The 17,365-nt window shown below is 47.9% G+C and carries 20 protein-coding genes and 1 tRNA gene; 10 read left to right on the forward strand and 11 right to left on the reverse strand.

Annotated features, from left to right (window positions below; translation table 11 throughout):
- Position 1: 1 nt before the first annotated feature.
- Positions 2 to 1,123, reverse strand: a complete 1,122-nt coding sequence (locus EBS36_02955; GenBank protein ID NBU32114.1) for a peptidoglycan bridge formation glycyltransferase FemA/FemB family protein — start codon at positions 1,121 to 1,123, stop codon at positions 2 to 4.
- Positions 1,124 to 1,149: 26 nt separating this feature from the next.
- Positions 1,150 to 1,932 (reverse strand): deoxyribonuclease IV, encoded by a 783-nt coding sequence (locus tag EBS36_02960; GenBank protein ID NBU32115.1) that lies wholly within the window; start codon positions 1,930 to 1,932, stop codon positions 1,150 to 1,152.
- A gap of 132 nt (positions 1,933 to 2,064) precedes the next feature.
- Between EBS36_02960 and EBS36_02965 the strand changes: the two genes are divergently transcribed.
- From EBS36_02965 to EBS36_03000, 8 genes are all read left to right on the forward strand, one after another.
- Positions 2,065 to 2,352, forward strand: coding sequence for a 30S ribosomal protein S6 (locus EBS36_02965; GenBank protein ID NBU32116.1), 288 nt, complete (start codon positions 2,065 to 2,067; stop codon positions 2,350 to 2,352).
- 6 nt (positions 2,353 to 2,358) lie between these two features.
- Positions 2,359 to 2,814 carry a single-stranded DNA-binding protein gene (locus tag EBS36_02970; protein ID NBU32117.1) on the forward strand — a complete coding sequence of 152 codons (456 nt, stop codon included), beginning with the start codon at positions 2,359 to 2,361 and terminating at the stop codon, positions 2,812 to 2,814.
- A 53-nt stretch (positions 2,815 to 2,867) separates the two neighbouring features.
- Complete coding sequence (gene rpsR / locus EBS36_02975) at positions 2,868 to 3,104, forward strand: 30S ribosomal protein S18 (GenBank protein ID NBU32118.1); 237 nt, start codon at positions 2,868 to 2,870, stop codon at positions 3,102 to 3,104.
- Positions 3,105 to 3,113: 9 nt separating this feature from the next.
- A complete protein-coding gene (locus EBS36_02980) occupies positions 3,114 to 3,557 on the forward strand; it encodes a 50S ribosomal protein L9 (protein NBU32119.1) in 444 nt (147 codons plus the stop codon).
- 89 nt (positions 3,558 to 3,646) lie between these two features.
- Positions 3,647 to 4,156, forward strand: a complete 510-nt coding sequence (locus EBS36_02985; protein ID NBU32120.1) for a peptidylprolyl isomerase — start codon at positions 3,647 to 3,649, stop codon at positions 4,154 to 4,156.
- A gap of 90 nt (positions 4,157 to 4,246) precedes the next feature.
- Complete coding sequence (locus tag EBS36_02990; protein NBU32121.1) at positions 4,247 to 4,975, forward strand: rhomboid family intramembrane serine protease; 729 nt, start codon at positions 4,247 to 4,249, stop codon at positions 4,973 to 4,975.
- A gap of 77 nt (positions 4,976 to 5,052) precedes the next feature.
- Positions 5,053 to 5,316 (forward strand): cell division protein CrgA, encoded by a 264-nt coding sequence (locus EBS36_02995; protein ID NBU32122.1) that lies wholly within the window; start codon positions 5,053 to 5,055, stop codon positions 5,314 to 5,316.
- 12 nt (positions 5,317 to 5,328) lie between these two features.
- Complete coding sequence (locus EBS36_03000) at positions 5,329 to 6,069, forward strand: DUF881 domain-containing protein (protein NBU32123.1); 741 nt, start codon at positions 5,329 to 5,331, stop codon at positions 6,067 to 6,069.
- Here the strand turns inward: EBS36_03000 and EBS36_03005 are convergent.
- The 7 genes from EBS36_03005 to EBS36_03035 all read right to left on the reverse strand — a co-directional run bounded on the left by EBS36_03005 (position 6,066) and on the right by EBS36_03035 (position 13,765).
- Complete coding sequence (locus tag EBS36_03005) at positions 6,066 to 6,695, reverse strand: aminodeoxychorismate/anthranilate synthase component II (GenBank protein NBU32124.1); 630 nt, start codon at positions 6,693 to 6,695, stop codon at positions 6,066 to 6,068. The genes EBS36_03000 and EBS36_03005 overlap by 4 nt on opposite strands.
- Positions 6,696 to 6,715: 20 nt before the next feature.
- Positions 6,716 to 8,455 (reverse strand): Stk1 family PASTA domain-containing Ser/Thr kinase, encoded by a 1,740-nt coding sequence (gene pknB, locus EBS36_03010; GenBank protein ID NBU32125.1) that lies wholly within the window; start codon positions 8,453 to 8,455, stop codon positions 6,716 to 6,718.
- A 96-nt stretch (positions 8,456 to 8,551) separates the two neighbouring features.
- The gene (locus EBS36_03015) at positions 8,552 to 10,000 is read right to left on the reverse strand and encodes a penicillin-binding protein 2 (GenBank protein NBU32126.1); all 1,449 of its coding nucleotides are present in this window, start codon (positions 9,998 to 10,000) and stop codon (positions 8,552 to 8,554) included.
- Positions 9,997 to 11,367 (reverse strand): FtsW/RodA/SpoVE family cell cycle protein, encoded by a 1,371-nt coding sequence (locus tag EBS36_03020; protein NBU32127.1) that lies wholly within the window; start codon positions 11,365 to 11,367, stop codon positions 9,997 to 9,999. The genes EBS36_03015 and EBS36_03020 overlap by 4 nt, the downstream gene beginning before the upstream one ends.
- Positions 11,364 to 12,569: a Stp1/IreP family PP2C-type Ser/Thr phosphatase gene (locus EBS36_03025; protein ID NBU32128.1), complete on the reverse strand. Its 1,206-nt coding sequence runs from the start codon at positions 12,567 to 12,569 to the stop codon at positions 11,364 to 11,366. The genes EBS36_03020 and EBS36_03025 overlap by 4 nt, the downstream gene beginning before the upstream one ends.
- Entirely contained in the window at positions 12,566 to 13,036 is a 471-nt protein-coding gene (locus EBS36_03030; GenBank protein NBU32129.1) for an FHA domain-containing protein, read from the reverse strand. The genes EBS36_03025 and EBS36_03030 overlap by 4 nt, the downstream gene beginning before the upstream one ends.
- Positions 13,037 to 13,765, reverse strand: coding sequence for a DUF2662 domain-containing protein (locus tag EBS36_03035; protein NBU32130.1), 729 nt, complete (start codon positions 13,763 to 13,765; stop codon positions 13,037 to 13,039).
- A 100-nt stretch (positions 13,766 to 13,865) separates the two neighbouring features.
- Between EBS36_03035 and EBS36_03040 the strand changes: the two genes are divergently transcribed.
- A tRNA-Leu gene (locus EBS36_03040) sits at positions 13,866 to 13,952 on the forward strand.
- Here EBS36_03040 and EBS36_03045 read toward each other — a convergent pair.
- Together EBS36_03045 and EBS36_03050 are read right to left on the reverse strand one after the other, a co-directional pair.
- The gene (locus EBS36_03045; protein ID NBU32131.1) at positions 13,931 to 14,752 is read right to left on the reverse strand and encodes a glycoside hydrolase family 16 protein; all 822 of its coding nucleotides are present in this window, start codon (positions 14,750 to 14,752) and stop codon (positions 13,931 to 13,933) included. The genes EBS36_03040 and EBS36_03045 overlap by 22 nt on opposite strands.
- Before the next feature lie 28 nt (positions 14,753 to 14,780).
- Positions 14,781 to 15,764: a glycoside hydrolase family 16 protein gene (locus EBS36_03050; protein NBU32132.1), complete on the reverse strand. Its 984-nt coding sequence runs from the start codon at positions 15,762 to 15,764 to the stop codon at positions 14,781 to 14,783.
- Between the two features lie 299 nt (positions 15,765 to 16,063).
- Here EBS36_03050 and EBS36_03055 point away from each other — a divergent pair, with 299 nt between their 5' ends.
- Positions 16,064 to 17,362, forward strand: a complete 1,299-nt coding sequence (locus EBS36_03055; GenBank protein ID NBU32133.1) for an extracellular solute-binding protein — start codon at positions 16,064 to 16,066, stop codon at positions 17,360 to 17,362.
- Positions 17,363 to 17,365: the final 3 nt, after the last annotated feature.

Raw genomic sequence — 17,365 nt, forward strand, 5'->3', positions numbered from 1 at the left:
CTTATCTCCGACGACTCATATAAATGTTGAAGGCTTTGGCTAATAGTGGCGAGATGTGAAAATCCCACTCACCTACATACTCTTGAGCGTAGCCACCAGTGCCTAGTTTGAACTGGATAAGACCAAACAAGTGGTTATTGGGATCTAGTGTGTCTGAAATCCCTCGAAGGTCATAAGTTTCACAGCCGGCCGCCAATGCATGTGAAATCATCTGCCACTGAATAGCATTACTCGGTCGCAGTTCTCGAGCCGCTGTAGTGGATGCACCATATGAATACCACGCGTGATTTCCTACCCGAGTCAATGTTGTTGCCGCGATTGCCCCCTTATGGTCTTGATGCTGTGCAATGAACAACTCAATTCGCTCATCTGATTCAGCCTTCATGGTGCGATACATGTGTTGAAAGTAAGTAAGTGGTCTTGGATGAAATCCATCACGCTTGGCGGTCTCTACATAACACTCATGAAACAGTTGAAGGTCCTCAAAAGTGCCAATTCGCACTCGCACTTCAGTCTTTTCGGCTTTTCGAATGTTGCGCCGCCAAAGTTGATTGAATCCAGCGAATAAATCATCTCTACTTTGTCCAGATAGTTCTAATTGAAAAACAAAACGGGGCTGGAAGTCACCAAACTCGGCTTCATTATTAACTGGCTGCTGCCAACCGCCTTTGCGTAACAGTTTTATCAGAGTCGTTGCTGAACTATTTGTTAGATCGGCAGGCAAATCGCTTATTCGCCTGACTGCACCTTCTGCAATTGCATGCTTTAGCGTTTCATTATTCCACCGCCTCTTCCAGATATGTGGCCCCATCTTCAGATGAAAAATGTTTTTTGTTTTTGCGTACCTAATAAGTGCTTCGAGAGCACTTTCAACAGTGAGTGGATTGTCCCAGTCCAAGTCAGGGCCTTCGGGCAGATAGCCGAAAAATTTTTTTACTTTAGGAAGTTTGCGAGTTAATAGTAATCCAGCGCCGACTAAGTTTTCTTGGTCAAACCAGCCAAGTGAGATGGCAGACCAATCAGTCTTGACCTTTCCCCAGGCTGGAGTTTGTAAGAATGAGATGCTGGGCTTGCTGCGCAGGTAAGCCAGATGGGCCTCAGGGCTTATCTCACGCACATCCATGTAATTAAACCTACCGATTAGAAACTTTAGTTAAGTGCATTCGCTAGCAGTGCGATATCTTCGAGAACTCCATCACTCGGTGTCTCTAAAATTACTGGTGCATCGGCCACGGTTAAGCAATGAATAATTTCCGATAAATCTATGTTGCCGTGTCCTAGATTTGCATGTCGGTCACGACCTGAATCGAATTCATCTCGACTGTCGTTGCAGTGAATCAAATCAATTTTTCCTGTGATACCAATTATTTTTTCAGCAACATCACCCAGTGCGATTCCACCAGCATGGGCATGGCAAGTGTCAAGGCAAAAACCAACACCACTGCCGCCGACAAAATCCCAAAGTCGGGAAATCGTCGCTAATTGTCTGGCCATGGCATGACTACCACCGGCGGTGTTTTCAATTAGAACGGGAACTTTCATGTCTAGTCCATTTAATGCTTTGGCCCAATTTTCAAAGCCAGACTCTGGGTCATCATCAGCAGTAATGTGCCCGCCATGAACAATCACAGCTCTGGCGCCAATTTCGGCAGCAGCATCTACGTCTGTTTGGAGTAGTTTGCGGCTTGGAATCCGCACCTTATTATTGGCACTTGCCACATTGATCACATAGCGGGCATGAACATAAATCCCAATATTTTCGGCAATAGCCTGCTCCTTGAGCCCTGCCGCACCGCCGGGATGGGGAAATGTCGCCCCTTTAAAAGTCTGCGGTTCACCACAAAAAATCTGAATATGCGGGATATTTAAGGCTTTTGCGTCAGATATTGGGTCGTCAGAGCCCACATGGGCACCAATTTCAATCTTGCTCATTATCTAAGGGTACTCGGCTGGGGCAATTTTCAAGTTTTAGTTCTAGTCCATTCTCATTTAAGATAAGAAACCTTGATCCCTCCTGCCACGGAAAGACCGTGGCCGAGTAGTCCATAGGAGGTGGGTATCAGTATGCGTCACTACGAAGTAGTCGTAATCCTTGACCCAGAACTCGAAGAGCGCACCGTTGCTCCGTCACTCGACACATTTCTAAATGTTGTTAAGAATGATGGCGGCACTGTGCACAACGTCGATGTTTGGGGTCGCCGTCGCATGGCATATGAAATCAACAAAAAGGGCGATGGTATTTATGCCCTGCTCGACATTGATTGCACACCAGCGGCCGTATCCGAATTAGATCGTCAGCTATCTCTGAATGAATCAGTGCTTCGCACTAAGGTCATTCGGGTTGATAAGTAGGTCCTAATGGCACAAGGCGATGTAACAGTTACCGTTACCGGAAATCTCACTGGTGATCCTGAACTACGTTTTACTCCAAACGGCCAAGCAGTTGCTTCATTCACCGTTGCCTCAACCACTCGAGTGCTTGATCGCAATACCAACGAATGGAAAGACGGAGACACGCTGTTTCTAAGGTGCAGTGTTTGGCGTCAATACGCAGAAAACGTAGCGGAGTCTTTGACAAAAGGCACCCGCGTAATCGTTACTGGTCGGTTAAAACAGCGTTCATACGAAACCAAAGAAGGCGAAAAGCGCACTGTGGTTGAAATGGATGTTGACGATGTCGGCCCAGTATTACGAAACGCAACGGCAAAAGTTACTCGTGTCACCCGTGGTGATAGTGGTGGCTTCAATGGCGGTTCTGCTCCGGCAGACGACCCTTGGGCAGCACCAGCACCAATGGATGAACCACCTTTTTAATTATTCATTAACTACCATTCCGGAAAAGTCCGGGCTCTGGAAGGAGCACCAAAATGGCTAAGCCACCAGTAAAGAAATTCAAGAAGAAAGTGTGCGCATTCTGTCGAGAAGACGCACCAGTAATTGACTACAAAGATGTAACGACTCTTCGTAAGTTCATATCAGATCGCGGCAAGATTCGTGCTCGTCGCGTGACCGGAAACTGCACTCAGCACCAACGCGATATCGCAAATTCAGTTAAGAATGCTCGCGAAATCGCCCTGTTGCCTTACACCTCAAGTGCTCGCTAAGGAGAAGCAATGAAACTTATTCTTACTCAAGAAGTATCAGGGCTAGGTTCTGCTGGCGATGTTGTAGAAGTCAAAGATGGCTATGGCCGCAACTTCCTAGTTCCACAAGGGCTAGCAACAGCATGGACTCGTGGTGGTGAAAAGCAGGTAACCACCATCAAGCGGGCCCGCAACAAGCGTGCCGTACGTGACCACGATCATGCGCTTGAAGTCAAAGCAGCCCTGGAAGCCACTCCAGTAGTTTTGAGCGTGCGTGCCGGTGAACAAGGTCGCCTGTTTGGTTCAGTGACCGTAGCCGACATCGCTGCAGCCATCACCACCGCATCCGTAGACAAGCGCAAAGTTCTCCTGAGCGCACCGGTAAAGACAACTGGTCGTCACTCAGTTCGCGTTCAGCTAACTGCTGATGTAGTTGCAGATGTGACACTCGATGTACGTGGAGCAAAACGCTAACAACCTTCCGAAAAATGGCCGGTGAGTTCTACTACTTACCGGCCATTGTTCATTTAGTGCATCTTTAGCATTTGTGCCAGAATCAAGGTATGACAACAATGACATTTCATACCAACATGGGCGACATTCGGTTAAACATCTTTGATACCCATTCGCCAAAAACTGCTGCTACCATCTTGGGATTAGCTCAAGGAACAGTTGACTGGACTCATCCAGCAACAAACGCAGCTACTACTGCACCACTCTATGACGGTGTAATTTTTCATCGAGTTATCGATGGCTTCATGATTCAAGGTGGTGACCCACTAGGGCGCGGTACTGGCGGTCCAGGATTCAAGTTCGCTGACGAATTTCACCCTGAGCTTGTTTTCGATCGCCCATACTTGCTGGCAATGGCTAACGCTGGGCCAAATACAAATGGCTCACAGTTTTTTATCACCGTTAGCCCGACTCCACATTTAAACTTCAAGCACACAATTTTTGGTGAAGTAGCCGACCAAGAAAGCCGTGATGTGGTGGACGCGATAGCCAAGACTCCAGTCGGGCCAATGGATCGACCGCTCGAAGACGTAGTTATCAATTCTGTAACCGTCGAGTAAGGCTGACTTGTGGCGGTTTGCTATCGACATCTTGATCGAGCAACAGGGATTACCTGCAATAGGTGTGGAGCGTTCATTTGTCCTGAATGCATGGTGAATGCGCCAGTTGGCTTTCAATGCCCAGACTGTGCTGCAATTAGCAACCCTCGAGGAACTCGCACTGCAAGTGTTCAGCGTTCCGGCCCGCTGGCCGCAATGCCAGCCGTTAGCAGAAATATCTTTGTGGCTTGTATTGCAATTTTTCTCGCTGGGAAAATATTTGGCAGTGCAAATGATTGGGTCTGGCGATTTGGCATGTGGCCAGACGGTGTAGCGCAGGGTCAATGGTCACGATTGCTGGCGGCTACGTTTCTACATTCAGGAATTCTGCACATCGCGTTTAACATGTATGCCTTGTATGTTTTAGGCCCAAACCTAGAAAACCTATTAGGCTCGCGAAAGTTTTTCGCACTTTACTTTCTATCTGCACTCGGTGGTTCTACCGCTGGACTATGGTTTTCTGATCCAGCTTCTACATCAATCGGAGCGAGTGGGGCGATTTTTGGCCTGCTTACCGCAACCATAATTATTGGCCGACATTTGCGAGCCGATGTTTCACAACTGGTAGTGCTGCTGCTCATAAACGTGGCACTTGGCTTTTCCGGCGGGATAGATTGGCGAGCTCATTTAGGTGGCGCGGCTACGGGTGCTCTAATCGCATCAATTTATGTCCGAGACCCAGCGCTAAATAAATCAACGCCACATCGGCTTGGCACTGCAGCAGTGGCTATTGGACTAATAGTTCTCATTTTTTTGCGGTGCCAGCAGTTGGTCAGCTGATCCGGCCTGTGCCGAAACCGGCTTGGCTTAACGGATAAGTAGTCGCCAGCAAACCCTGGGTTTGGTATGGTTAAAACATGCCAATTTCAAAGCCCCGCAAAAACAAGCCTGCATTTACCCCGCCACCGACAGCAAATCCAAAGTCGGTAAAGTTCGGAAATCCCGCTTGGCTAGCTCCGGCCATGGTGGCTATGTTCATTCTGGGACTGCTGTGGATTGTGGTGTTCTATTTAGCTGGCCCCAAAGTCCCAGTAATGAAGGAATTAAACAATATCCAGAACATCCTGGTGGGCTTTGGCTTTATCGGTGTTGGCTTTGGCTTCGCAACTCGCTGGAAGTGATTTTCGAATTACATGGCTGTAATTCGTCCCCATCGGTGGAAAAACCTGTGGATAACTCCACAACGGGGGAGTCTGACCAAACACATCTTGGTGGGGGTAATTGCCGCCGCCGCCGGCGTTCTATTCATAGCCAGTCACATAACCGCACGCGGTACCGATTTGCGCACTGGCGGAGTCGAAGACTTAAGAGATCTAGTCATCTACCGGGCGGGCCATGTTGCCAAACTTACGGCTAAAGCAAATGAATTGGATGCCAAAGTTCGCGTGCTTGCAGGGGAAAACATTCCCAACAGTCTCACAACTAAAGTCAAAGCATTGGATGAGCAAGCAGGAAATACCGGTTTACTCGGTCCAGGACTAGTGGTTACTTTGAATGACGCACCTCGCGAGCCAGGTAGCGCATTGCCCGATGGGGTCAGTCCTGATGATTTAGTAGTACATCAACAAGATGTTCAAGCAGTAGTGAATGCATTTTGGCGTGGCGGCGCAAAGGGAGTCCAGGTTATGGATCAGCGCCTAATTTCTACCTCCGCCATACGCTGTGTCGGTAACACGCTCTTGTTGCAGGGACGGGTTTACAGTCCACCGTTTCGAATCTCTGCAATCGGAAATGTGCCAGATTTGGAGGAGGCGTTGTACTCGGAACCTGGTGTGATTGTTTATCGTGATTATGTAAAACAACTCAATTTGGGTTGGGATGTAAAAATCAAGTCGTCAATGTACTTGCCCGCTTGGCGCGGCTCCATCTCTTAAGTTTGAGCACTGTTAATTAGCGGCATTAAATTTTTAGCGACGCTCGGTGCATCTGTCGCTCCACATCTAGCTAGCCATTCGGCGAGCATAATGTGACCACCTTCTGTCAACACCGATTCTGGGTGGAATTGCACACCTTCAATATCAAAGTTCTTATGTCGCAGTCCCATTACGACGCCAGACTCAGTCTGTCCAGTCACATCAAGTTCAGCTGGTACAGTCGCTGCCTCAACAGCAAGTGAATGGTAGCGAGTAGCAGTAAACGGATTTGGCAGTGGCGTCATAACGCTGGCACCCTGATGAAAAATTTGCGAAGTTTTGCCATGTAGTAATTCAGGCGCTCGAGATACTGTCGCACCAAAAGCTTCGGCTATCGCCTGGTGCCCCAGGCAAACTCCAAAGATTGGAATCTCTCCCCCAAGCTCTCTAATCACATTTATACAAACTCCGGCATCACTTGGTGTGCCAGGACCAGGTGAGAGCAAGATTCCATCGTAATGACGCGCTTGTTCTATCGAGACTTCATCATTGCGACGCACATCAACTTCGACGCCAAGTTGTCCCAGGTATTGCACGATGTTGTAGACAAAGCTGTCGTAATTATCAATTACCAAAATCCGAGTCATAGCTAAACCTAAACCTAAAATTATGGGACGGGCGACGTTGACGCAGATGGGCTCACTGATGGAGTAGGGCTTTGCGTTGGCTTAGGTACGAGTTTGGAGACCGTCAGCGTGACTTTACTGCCAGGAGCACCTCCCTGCCCCTTACCCGGAGTCTGTGCCAGAACAATGCCATCGGGTTTATCCCAATGTGGCTCAAAAATTACCTGCACATTAAAGCCAGAATTAACTAGATCGTTATTCGCCTGAGTCTTGGTTTCTCCTACTACATACGGGACAGTAACTTTTCCGGAAGAGATGGTGACATCAACAGAACTACCAGCTTCAACAGAGGTTTGTGCAGCAGGACTCTGACTTAAAACTGTGCCGGCAGGTGGTACATCTATGTTGGTCGGACTATCCTTCAGGATAATTTTTCCAAGTTTCAAGCCGGCGTCGCCAAGTGTTTTATTCGCGTCATCTTCAGATTTAGCATCCTTTAGATCGGGAACTGTTGCCTTAGCAGCACCAGCACTAAAGACCACATCAATTGCCGAGCCTTCTGTTAGAGAGGTTCCAGCTTCAGGTTTCTGGCTAAGGATTGAGCCAAGGGGTGCACTCGGATCGTTTTGCGGAGTCTGGGTCCCTAGCACCAATTTCGCTTCACTTAGTTTTGTTTTAGCCTGCTCAATGGTTAAACCAACCAAAGTTGGAGCCTGAACACTGGCACCACCAGAATTTAGTTTGGTCCAGCCAAAAACCATGGCACCTATTGCTAGTGCGGCAAGTAAGCCAAATGCAACCCATCTACCCCTCTTTGGCTGAGCAGGTGATTTAGGTGCAGTAACCACCTCATTGACCCGAGGTAGCACTGCAGTGTCGGCAAGTGGTATTGCAACTGTAGGAACATTTACCACTTCAGCTGCAGCAACTGCCACAGCAATAGGTAATCCAGCCATAGCTCGTTCAACATCGGAGCGCATCTCGGCCGCAGTTTGATAACGCTGAGATGGATGTTTGGCCAAAGAGTGAAGGACAATGGCGTCTAATGTTGTCGAGATTGCGCTATCCACATGTGAAGGTGGTTTAGCAAGTTCGTTGACGTGTTGATATGCGATCGATACCGCAGTTTCACCAGTGAATGGCGGACGTCCTGTCAGAAGTTCATACATTACACAGCCAGCCGCATAAATATCACTTCTAGCATCAACTACTTCACCCCGCGCCTGCTCAGGCGAGAGGTACTGGGCAGTACCCATCACTGCACTTGAAGAAGTTGTCGAAGTTGCGATGTCACTAATGGCTCGGGCAATTCCAAAATCCATAACCTTCGCATCGCCATGAGCATTAATCATGATATTTGCTGGCTTAATGTCGCGATGTACAATTCCATGCCGATGTGCGTAATCGAGGGCAGCCAGAATTCCTGCGGTTATCTCGAGGCTTCGCTCCGGCATAATGCGCGGACCGTTAGTTAGTAGGTGGCGCAATGTTACGCCGTCAACGTATTCCATAACGATGTATGGCACAGAGACGCCTTCAACTTGTTGTTCACCGCTATCGTAAACAGCGACAACGTTTGGATGATTCAATCCGGCCGCGGCATGTGCTTCACGCCGAAAGCGATCTTGAAAAAGTGGATCTCTTGCTAAGTCTGGACGTAGAATTTTAATAGCGACTCGACGATTTAACCGAGTATCAACGCCTTCGTGCACTTCGGCCATTCCGCCACGACCAATTACCTGACCAACTTCATATCGATCATTTAGGTGCGTGATATGCATCGATTTCTTCCCCTTATCCCAAGAAACTTAGGTCTGTGCTTCTATTGTTCACTATCAGGCAATGCCATGCACAGCGCACACTCAATGTTGGATTAACTACTTGCCCAAAATCGCTTCCATTACGGCTTTGGCAATCGGAGCAGCTAGGCCATTTCCACTGATTTCTGTAGCGCCTCCACCATTTTGCAGTACCACTGCAACAGCAACTCGCGCACTTTGTGCCGGCGCGACACCGACAAACCACGCGTGGGCTGGTGTACCAGGCCTGGTCTCAGCAGTGCCGGTCTTTCCACCCACGGCGATTCCATAAATTCGCGCATTAGATCCGGTTCCTCGGTCGACCACATGGGTCATCATTGTTCCTAAGGTCCGAGCATTACCTACGCTCATCGCTCTGCCAAATTCAGTAGGCTGCGTACTTTCTAAAACTTTAAGGTTAGGTCCCAGTACTTGCTTTACCAAAAATGGTGTCATTACTAGTCCGTCGTTACCAATCGCAGCACTTACCATTGCCATTTGCAGTGCTGTCGCCTGGACATCAAATTGCCCAATGGAGCTCATTGCCGTTTGTGCTTCATCCATGCCGGTTGGATATTTGCTCGTTGCTACCGTCATTGGGACATTAAATGAAGTTCCAAATCCGAACTTTCGGGCTTGCTCTGAAATGGCAGATTCGCCAAGTTTCATTCCAAGCCAGGCAAATGCCGTGTTACACGAAATTGAAAGCGCACTATCTAACGTAGTCATGCCACCAGCTCCGCAAGAACTCTTGTTCCAGTTCCCCAGTCGGTGCGATGAACCAGGCAGGGCGATTGTTGCTGGCCCAGGTATTTGCGAGTTTGAGCTGAACTTTCCTGATTCAAGTGCGGCAGCCGCAGTAACTAATTTAAAAGTCGAACCAGGTGGCAGAGTCATGGCCAGCGGCCTATTGAGCAAGGGCTGTTTGGAGTTATTGAGCAACAAGTTGTAGTAGTTCTGCATCTTTTGCGTGTCGTGACTCGAGAGCCGATTCGGATCATAAGAAGGTGAACTAGCCAGCGCCAAAATCTCGCCGGTACTTGGATTTATCGCGACGACTGCGCCAGTTCGATTACCAAGCGCCTTCATAGCAACTGCTTGTGCTTGCGGATTTATGGTTAGCTCAACTGCACCGCCCTGTGGTTGCCGATTGGCGAAGAGTTGTTGCAGACGATCTACAAAAAATCGATTATCACTTCCGGAGAGTACGTCATTTTCTCGCGCCTCAATTCCAGTTGCTCCGTAAATGAGAGAGTAAAAACCGGTGATCGGAGCAAATATTTTTGGATCTTTATAGCTTCGCAGATATTTCAAAGAATCATTAGTGGCAACTGATTGAGCAACTGGCTCTGAGTTAATCAGAATAGGACCTCGCTGTTTGGAATACTCAGCCAAAAGCACGCGCTGATTTCCTGGCCGGTTTCGAAGCTCGCCGGAATTAAAGAATTGAATGTAGGACAGATTGGCAATTAAAGCAAGCATCAGAAAAATCAAAATAAGAGTTACCCGATTAATTTGCCGAGTCATTGTGCGAGCCCAACAACAGATAAATCAGAAGATTCAGGTTTTCTGGCGGCATTAGAAATTCTCAGCAGTAGGGCCACCAATATGTAGTTGGCAACCAGCGAAGAACCTCCATATGAAAGAAATGGCGTAGTTAAGCCGGTCAACGGAATCAACCGCGTCACTCCACCGATGACGATAAATGTTTGCAAACCAATTGTGGCAGTCAAGCCCATTGCCAATAGGTTTCCGAATTGATCGCGAGTAGCAACTGCTGCCCGAGCCCCACGTTCAATTAACAGAATGTAAAGAAGAATTATTGCAATCAATCCAGTCAAACCTAGTTCTTCACCAAGCGCGGAAGTAATAAAGTCCGTCTTTGCAAAGGGAACTAGTTGTGGGTAGCCGCGACCCCAGCCAGTTCCAAAAACACCACCGTTAGCGAATCCATACAGTGATTGAACAATTTGGTATCCGTTATCGGTGCTCTGACTGAAAGGATCAAGCCAAACACTGAATCTGATTCGAACATGTCCGAAAGCCTGGTAAGCAAGCAAACTGCTCGCCGATAATAAAGTCGCACCCAGAATCACCCAACTACGTCTACCTGTAGAAACATAGAGAACGACTACGAAAAGCCCAAAAATTAGTAGCGAGGTACCAAGATCGCGTTCCAAAATCAAAACCAATAAGGCGGCCAACCAAACAACTAAAAGGGGTCCGGCATCTTTAGGTCGCGGAAGCCCAATCCCAATTACCTTGCTACTAATTAGGGCGAGCGAATGTCGGCGAGTTACCAGAAATCCGGCAAAGAAAATAGTAAGCAGGATTTTTGCGACTTCGCCTGGTTGAATGGTGAAAATAGCAAGGTTAATCCATAGTCGAGCGCCATTGATCTCAACACCTAAGCCAGGAATCAGCGGTAAGAAAAGTAAAACCACTCCGGCAACACCACAGGTAAAAGTAAGTTTCTGCAGTCTTCTATGGTCCCCTACAAGCCAAAGCACCGAACAAAAAAGCAACAAGCCAACAGCCAGCCAAGTTATCTGCAGATACACATCTGGAGTTGGACTTTTTGTGCCTTTAACTTCTGCCAGGCGTTGGTTTGCTACATCCAACCGATGAATCATTGCCAAACCTAAAAGGTTTAACATGGCCACAGTTGGAAGTATCACTGGGTCTGCGTACGGAGCCTGCCACCGCACAGTCACATGTGCAATGAGCAGCAGTCCACCTACGATCAACAATGGAACTATGGCTGAAGTTGGATCGTTATCGGTCGCTAAGTCAACAAGCACCCAAGCGAAAGCCCCGATTAGCCAAGCAAGCACCAGAGCTGAACCTTCAGCAGAGCGACGCGTCGAAATTTTTCGGGCGCGAACTTGGGTCATTTGGTAACTTCCCCACAGCCAGCAGGAGCAGGAACTTGTTGGCAAAGTAGTGCGCGAGTCTTTAGGCGTTTCAAACTGTCAAGTGCTTCAGAGTAAGTAGCCACATCTACAGTATTCAAGATTTGCTGCTGCTCAAACTTAGGCAATTCACTGATTGGTAAATCGGAAACATCAATCAATCTCGAGAGTCCTGCAGTCGGTATTCCTTGGTAAACCGCAACCACTTTTGTTGGCTGGTATTCAGCCAAATACCACTGGTTAGCAAGCCACCATGTCGCAGATATGAAAACTCCAAGACTGGTTAGCAAGGTCGCAATAACCGGTTTAAGCCAATTTCGTTTGCGGGCTTGAATATTTTTATCAACTGCAAGCGAACTATTCGATTCAGGAAGTTCCTCGGGAAACTCTATTGCTGGCAGTCGTACCTGAGTTTCATTTTCTATTGCCGCACCGATTAGCACCGGATCTACTTTTGGTCCGCTAACCACAACATCAGCAACGATCACCGTTATGTTGTCTGGCCCGCCGGCTTCCATCGCACTATCTATGAGTTCAGTAACGGTTTGTGTTGGATCGCTAAGCAACATTGCCTGCGAAATTACTTCGTCGGATACCATGCCACATAGTCCGTCACTACATAACATCAGACGATCACCTAAGCGAGCTTCGCGAACTGACAGATCTGGCTCTACGGCATGAATTCCATCGATTGCGCGCATCAGTAAATTGCGACGCGGGTGTGTGCTTGCTTCCTGCGCAGTAATCTCACCGGAGTCAACCAAAGTTTGCACATAAGTATGATCTTTAGTTATTTGCTGGAGTTCGCCATCGCGCATCAGGTAACCACGCGAGTCACCGACATGTGCCATTGCAATTCGATCTCCACGCATACCGATTGCAGTCAGCGTTGTTCCCATGCCGGTGAGTTCTCGATTGCTAGATACGACATCAGCAATGTATTCACCAGAAGTGATAACAGCTTCACTGAGCAACTCAAGCAGTTCTGCAACTTCGGTAGAACTCTCGCAGGCAGCGACAACTGCAGCCACCGTTGCAGCACTAGCTAATTCCCCAGCAGAGTGGCCACCCATTCCATCAGCAACGACCAGCAGATTTGCTGCTGCGTATCCACTGTCTTCATTGTTCTTGCGGACTTTTCCAATCTCAGAGCGTCCCACGAAACGAAGAGATAGTTCACTCATGAACTAAGTTCCAAACAAGTGCGGCCAATTCGTAACTTTGCCCCGGGCATCAGCACGGTAGGAGTTGTAACTTTATCTCGATCAATCCAGGTCCCGTTTGTTGAACCAAGATCTTCGACAATCCAGTGCGATTCCCTGGGCACTAAACGAGTGTGTTGGTTACTAACGAAGTCATCATCTAAAACAATCGTCGCATCTGGCGCGCGTCCGATCAGGATTGGTGAAGTGCCTAGTGGAACGACCGTTCCACTTAATGGACCCTCAGTAATCACAATATTGGTGAACGACTTTTTAGTTCTAAGCGCCGGCCTTGGATTTGGCAATCGAATAGTTCTGGCAGGTGTTAATGGTTTAGCGTCACGGGGTGCTTGCAAATCGCTGCGCACGATTCGAACAACTTGCCAAACAAACCACCATAGGGTCAATAAGAAGACCACTCGAAGCAGGCTGACTACTATTTCAGACATTTATTTACTCGAGAACGTTAAGGTGGTGCTTCCAATTTTTATGATTGAACCTTCTAAAAGAACTGTTTCGGAAATGGTTCTCCCATCGACCATAGTTCCATTTGTTGAGCCCAAATCACGAACCATCGTCTCAGAGCCCAAAACAATTGCACAGTGCAGTCGACTTATTCCTGGATCATCAATTTTAATTTCTGCTTGGTCGCCACGACCAACTTTTGTCACCGATTGCGTTAGCAAGAATTTTTCGCCAGAAACAGTGATTAAGTACGGTGGCGTAGAATCCGAGACCATATCTACGGAAATCACTGGCGCACCCCTGTCCACATTTGGCGCAGCAGCAAGTCCGGTTGTGCTATTCACTCGGAACATCCCAGTTCCCAAATTGGCATCATGGCGGAAGGTGATGTTCATATTTGATTGCGCCACATAGTTCTGCTCAGCTGAATAATCGGTAGCTAACTTGGCTAACTCAACTCCAAGCGGAATTAGATATGCTTCAAGGCGTTGATAATCCTGAGTCCCCAGGTCGATGATGAAGATATTTGGCACGGTAAGTCGTCCGGCTATTTCAGTAGCCTTGGCATCTAGCTCTTGCTGAAGCATCGCGCCTAATTCTGTGGGTTCAATCCCAGCTTTGAAGGCTTTAGAAAACGAGCCGTTTACCAGTTTGTCTAGCCGAGCCTCAAGGGAGTCCAACAAACCCATATCGCACCCCCAAGACCTAGGCATCTGTACATATCCATGTTACTTGGCAATGTTTAAGTTATCTGGGTACTGATACGGCAACTTTGCTCACATTTATGCCTGGGTGGTAGCGTTTCGCAGGTACGCGCGAGTGGCGGAATTGGCAGACGCGCTGGCTTCAGGTGCCAGTGCCCGCAAGGGTGTAGGGGTTCAAGTCCCCTCTCGCGCACCGCATAGATTAACTTCGCCAATTCCATCAATTGAGTAATGCCGAATGTAATCGATTGAAAGTTCAGCGCTGAGTAACTTTGGATCAATGCCGTTAGGAACGAAAACCCCACCCATCGCCAGATTTATCAGAATGAAAAATGGTTGATCAAAAACCCATTCACTTCCATAGCCCTGGGCATCTAGTTTTGATTTTTTTGAAATTGACTGCCCATCAACAAACCACTCAATTTCCCCGGGCAACCAATTTATTGCGTAAGTATGAAACTCATCAGTCAAGGTGTCTTCAACTAGCACTCGATTAGTAAGTGGATTATCACCAAAGTAACCGGGACCGTGCAAGCTGGCAACAACCTCATTCTTAATGTCGCCAACTTCGATGATGTCGATCTCCCCGCACGCAGGCCAGCCAACCTCTGCAATCCTTGCTCCCAGCATCCAAAACGCTGGCCAACTGCCTTGGCCGTTAGGCATTTTAATCCTTGCCTCAATTCGACCGTACTTAAAGTGCACCTTGTCCTTGGTGTTTAATCGCGAACTATAAAATTCAACCCGAGGATCACCGCTTGCAAGTGGGTCACCATCAGAAAGTCGCTCTGCCCGAATAACTAGGTTGCCCGAACCATCAAAAGTTGCATTTTGATCGGTGTAGTACTCGTGCTCTTGATTGCCCCAGCCATCTGAACCAGTTCCGATGTCGTAGTTCCAATAGTTATCGGAATCTGGACGTACTCCAGTTGGACCGTCAAATTCTTGTCCCCAAAGTAGGGACAGATTCAGTGCATCGTCTTTACTATCGCTCATAAATTAATCAGGCAAGTGAATGAATAATTTAGTAGCGGTACAACTTGCCGAACGTCTTGCTGCCCTGCTTGATCTGGAAGTAGCGAATGTAGTCCACCTTCATTTGAGCTGACTTCAACATCGGATCTGGAGTGCCACCTACATAGTTTCCACCCATGGCCAAGTTCAAGATTAGGAAGAATTCTTGGTCGTAAACCCATCTTCCGTTATAAGCCGCGCCAGTTACTTCAGATCGGGTCAAGGTGTAATGCGGTACGCCATCTAGGTAGAACACAAACTTTGTTGGGAACCAATCCATTCGGAACACGTGATAACCCTCATACAGCGGTGAATCAACTTGCTTACCGCCATTAGTAATGCCGCCAGCGCCAAAGTTAACCGGCCCGTGAATTGTGCTATTGGCAACGTATGGATCAGTGCCAACTTCAACAATGTCGATTTCACCGCAGGTCGGCCAGTTCACTCTGTTGATGTTTTTACCTAGGAGCCACAATGCTGGCCATGTGCCATCACCTTTGGGCATCTTGATCCGAGCTTCGATTCGACCATATTTGAAACCTAATTTGCCCTGAGTGTTCAAACGTGCGCTGAAGAATGAGCAATTAGCACAACTATCAGCTTCAATGCTGTCAGGCGGAATCTTGTTTGCTGTGATGACTAGTGATCCGTTTCCAGTGCAAACAGTTTTCTTCTTTCCTTTGACAGTTTTCGTTATCGCACCACAATCTGTTCGCGCATTAGACATGGTGTAGTACTCGTTCTCGTTATTTCCCCAGCCGCCATTGTTTCCAATGTCGTAATTCCAAATGTTCTCATTGGGCCAAGCACGAGTCTTGCCATTGAACTCCTCTTTCCAAAGGAGTTTGTAGCTCGATTTAACTGCAGCAGTTTTACCGGAAGTCGCTGCAGCTGAATTAACACTCGGGGCAATTAGCAAAGGCAAGGCAACCACAATCGCGATTGCGCCAATTACGGAGCGGCGGGGAGACTTCATCAAGGTAAAACCTTTCATTGTGATTCAGTAAGCATAAGCACCGAATTATCTACCCGCACAAGATGAAAATTACGACTGCATTATTGGTTTTCCCGACTACCCTAACCACCACACATTTGAATTGTAACAATTTCGTTATGAAAGGTTAAATCAGTTGCAATGGGGGGATAAGCGGGTTAGGTTCAGCATACCGTGAAATCGCTTTCGTAACCGCTTTCACGGAAACTCAAACCTACGAGGTAGGTTGTGGGGCTCTCGGTTGACCGTCGCACAGCGTTTGATCGGGAGCCCTATTTGAGACTTTTTAGGAGCATAACATGGCACAGCGCAACTTCGTGGCCAAAATTTCATTCCTCTTTGTAGCCACGGCACTGCTGTTTGGCACGATTGCAGCTGCGCCGGCGAAAGCTGCGCCGAAAATCACTTTGAACATTTGGACGTTTGGAAATGTCATCGAGCCAAAGATGAAAGCTCGTTACGAGAAGTTGCATCCAAACATCAAAATCGTTGCAACGAATAAGGGCGGACCTGATCAGCTTGCACAGGCACTCATCGTTGCGTTTCAGGCACACCGCACGCCAGACATTGCGGCGATTGAAACATCTTGGTCAGGCTTGTTCCGCGACTACCCAAAAAACTTTGTTGATTTGCGTAAAGCTCCTTACAACGCAAACAAGATCAAAGGCAACTACGTTGGCTGGCGCTGGGCACAAGGAACTGGCAAAGGTGGCGAAGTAATCGGCTTGCCTACCGATGTAGGTGGCCTAGAAGTTGCCTATCGAGTTGATCTTTTCAAGCAAGCGGGATTGCCAACCAACCGCGATGCAGTTGGCAAATTGTGGCCAACATGGGACAAATTTATTGAGGTTGGAAAAACTTACAACAAAAAAATGAAGCGTTGCGTAGATAAGTCAAAGACCAAGTCTTGCTTCATTGATTCATCTGGAACAATTTTCCAAGCAGTATTGAATCAAGGTACGCAAAAGTTCTACAAGGCACCAGGCAAGGTTGACTATCAGAATCGTCAGGTACGCAACGCATTCAATCAAACTGGTAAGGCGTTAACTGCTGGAATCGGATCACGCATTGCGCCTTACACAGGTGACTGGTACGCGGGCATGAACAAGGGTACTTTCGCGACCTTGTTGGCGCCAGCATGGCAGCTTGATTACATCAAGCAGTACGCGCCAAAGACTAAAGGCAAATGGGACGTTGCAAAGGTGCCTGGCGGCGGTGGCAACATCGGTGGCAGCCAATTGACGATTCCTAAAGCAGCTGTTAACAAGGCAGAAGCCTGGAAGTTCATGTCCTGGTACTTAGCACCTGCGCAGCAGCTCACCGTATTTAAAGAATACGGTTTGTTCCCATCGGCAAAGGTCCTTTACAACAAGCCAGCTATTCAGAATTACAAGGATCCGTTCTTCCGAAACGCACCAATTGGAAAAATTTATGCTTCTGGCGCGTTGAAGCTTAAGCCGATTTACGAAGGACCAAAAGAGCGAGCCATCATGTCTATTTATGGACAGGCGCTTGGTCGAATCGAAGCTAAGAAGCAGAATACTTCGCAGGCTTGGAGTCAAGCGGTGAATGACATTAAGACTGCTTTGAATCGTTAATCA

It is taken from the genome of Actinomycetota bacterium, from assembly GCA_009923495.1.
Lineage (GTDB): Bacteria > Actinomycetota > Actinomycetes > S36-B12 > UBA5976 > UBA5976.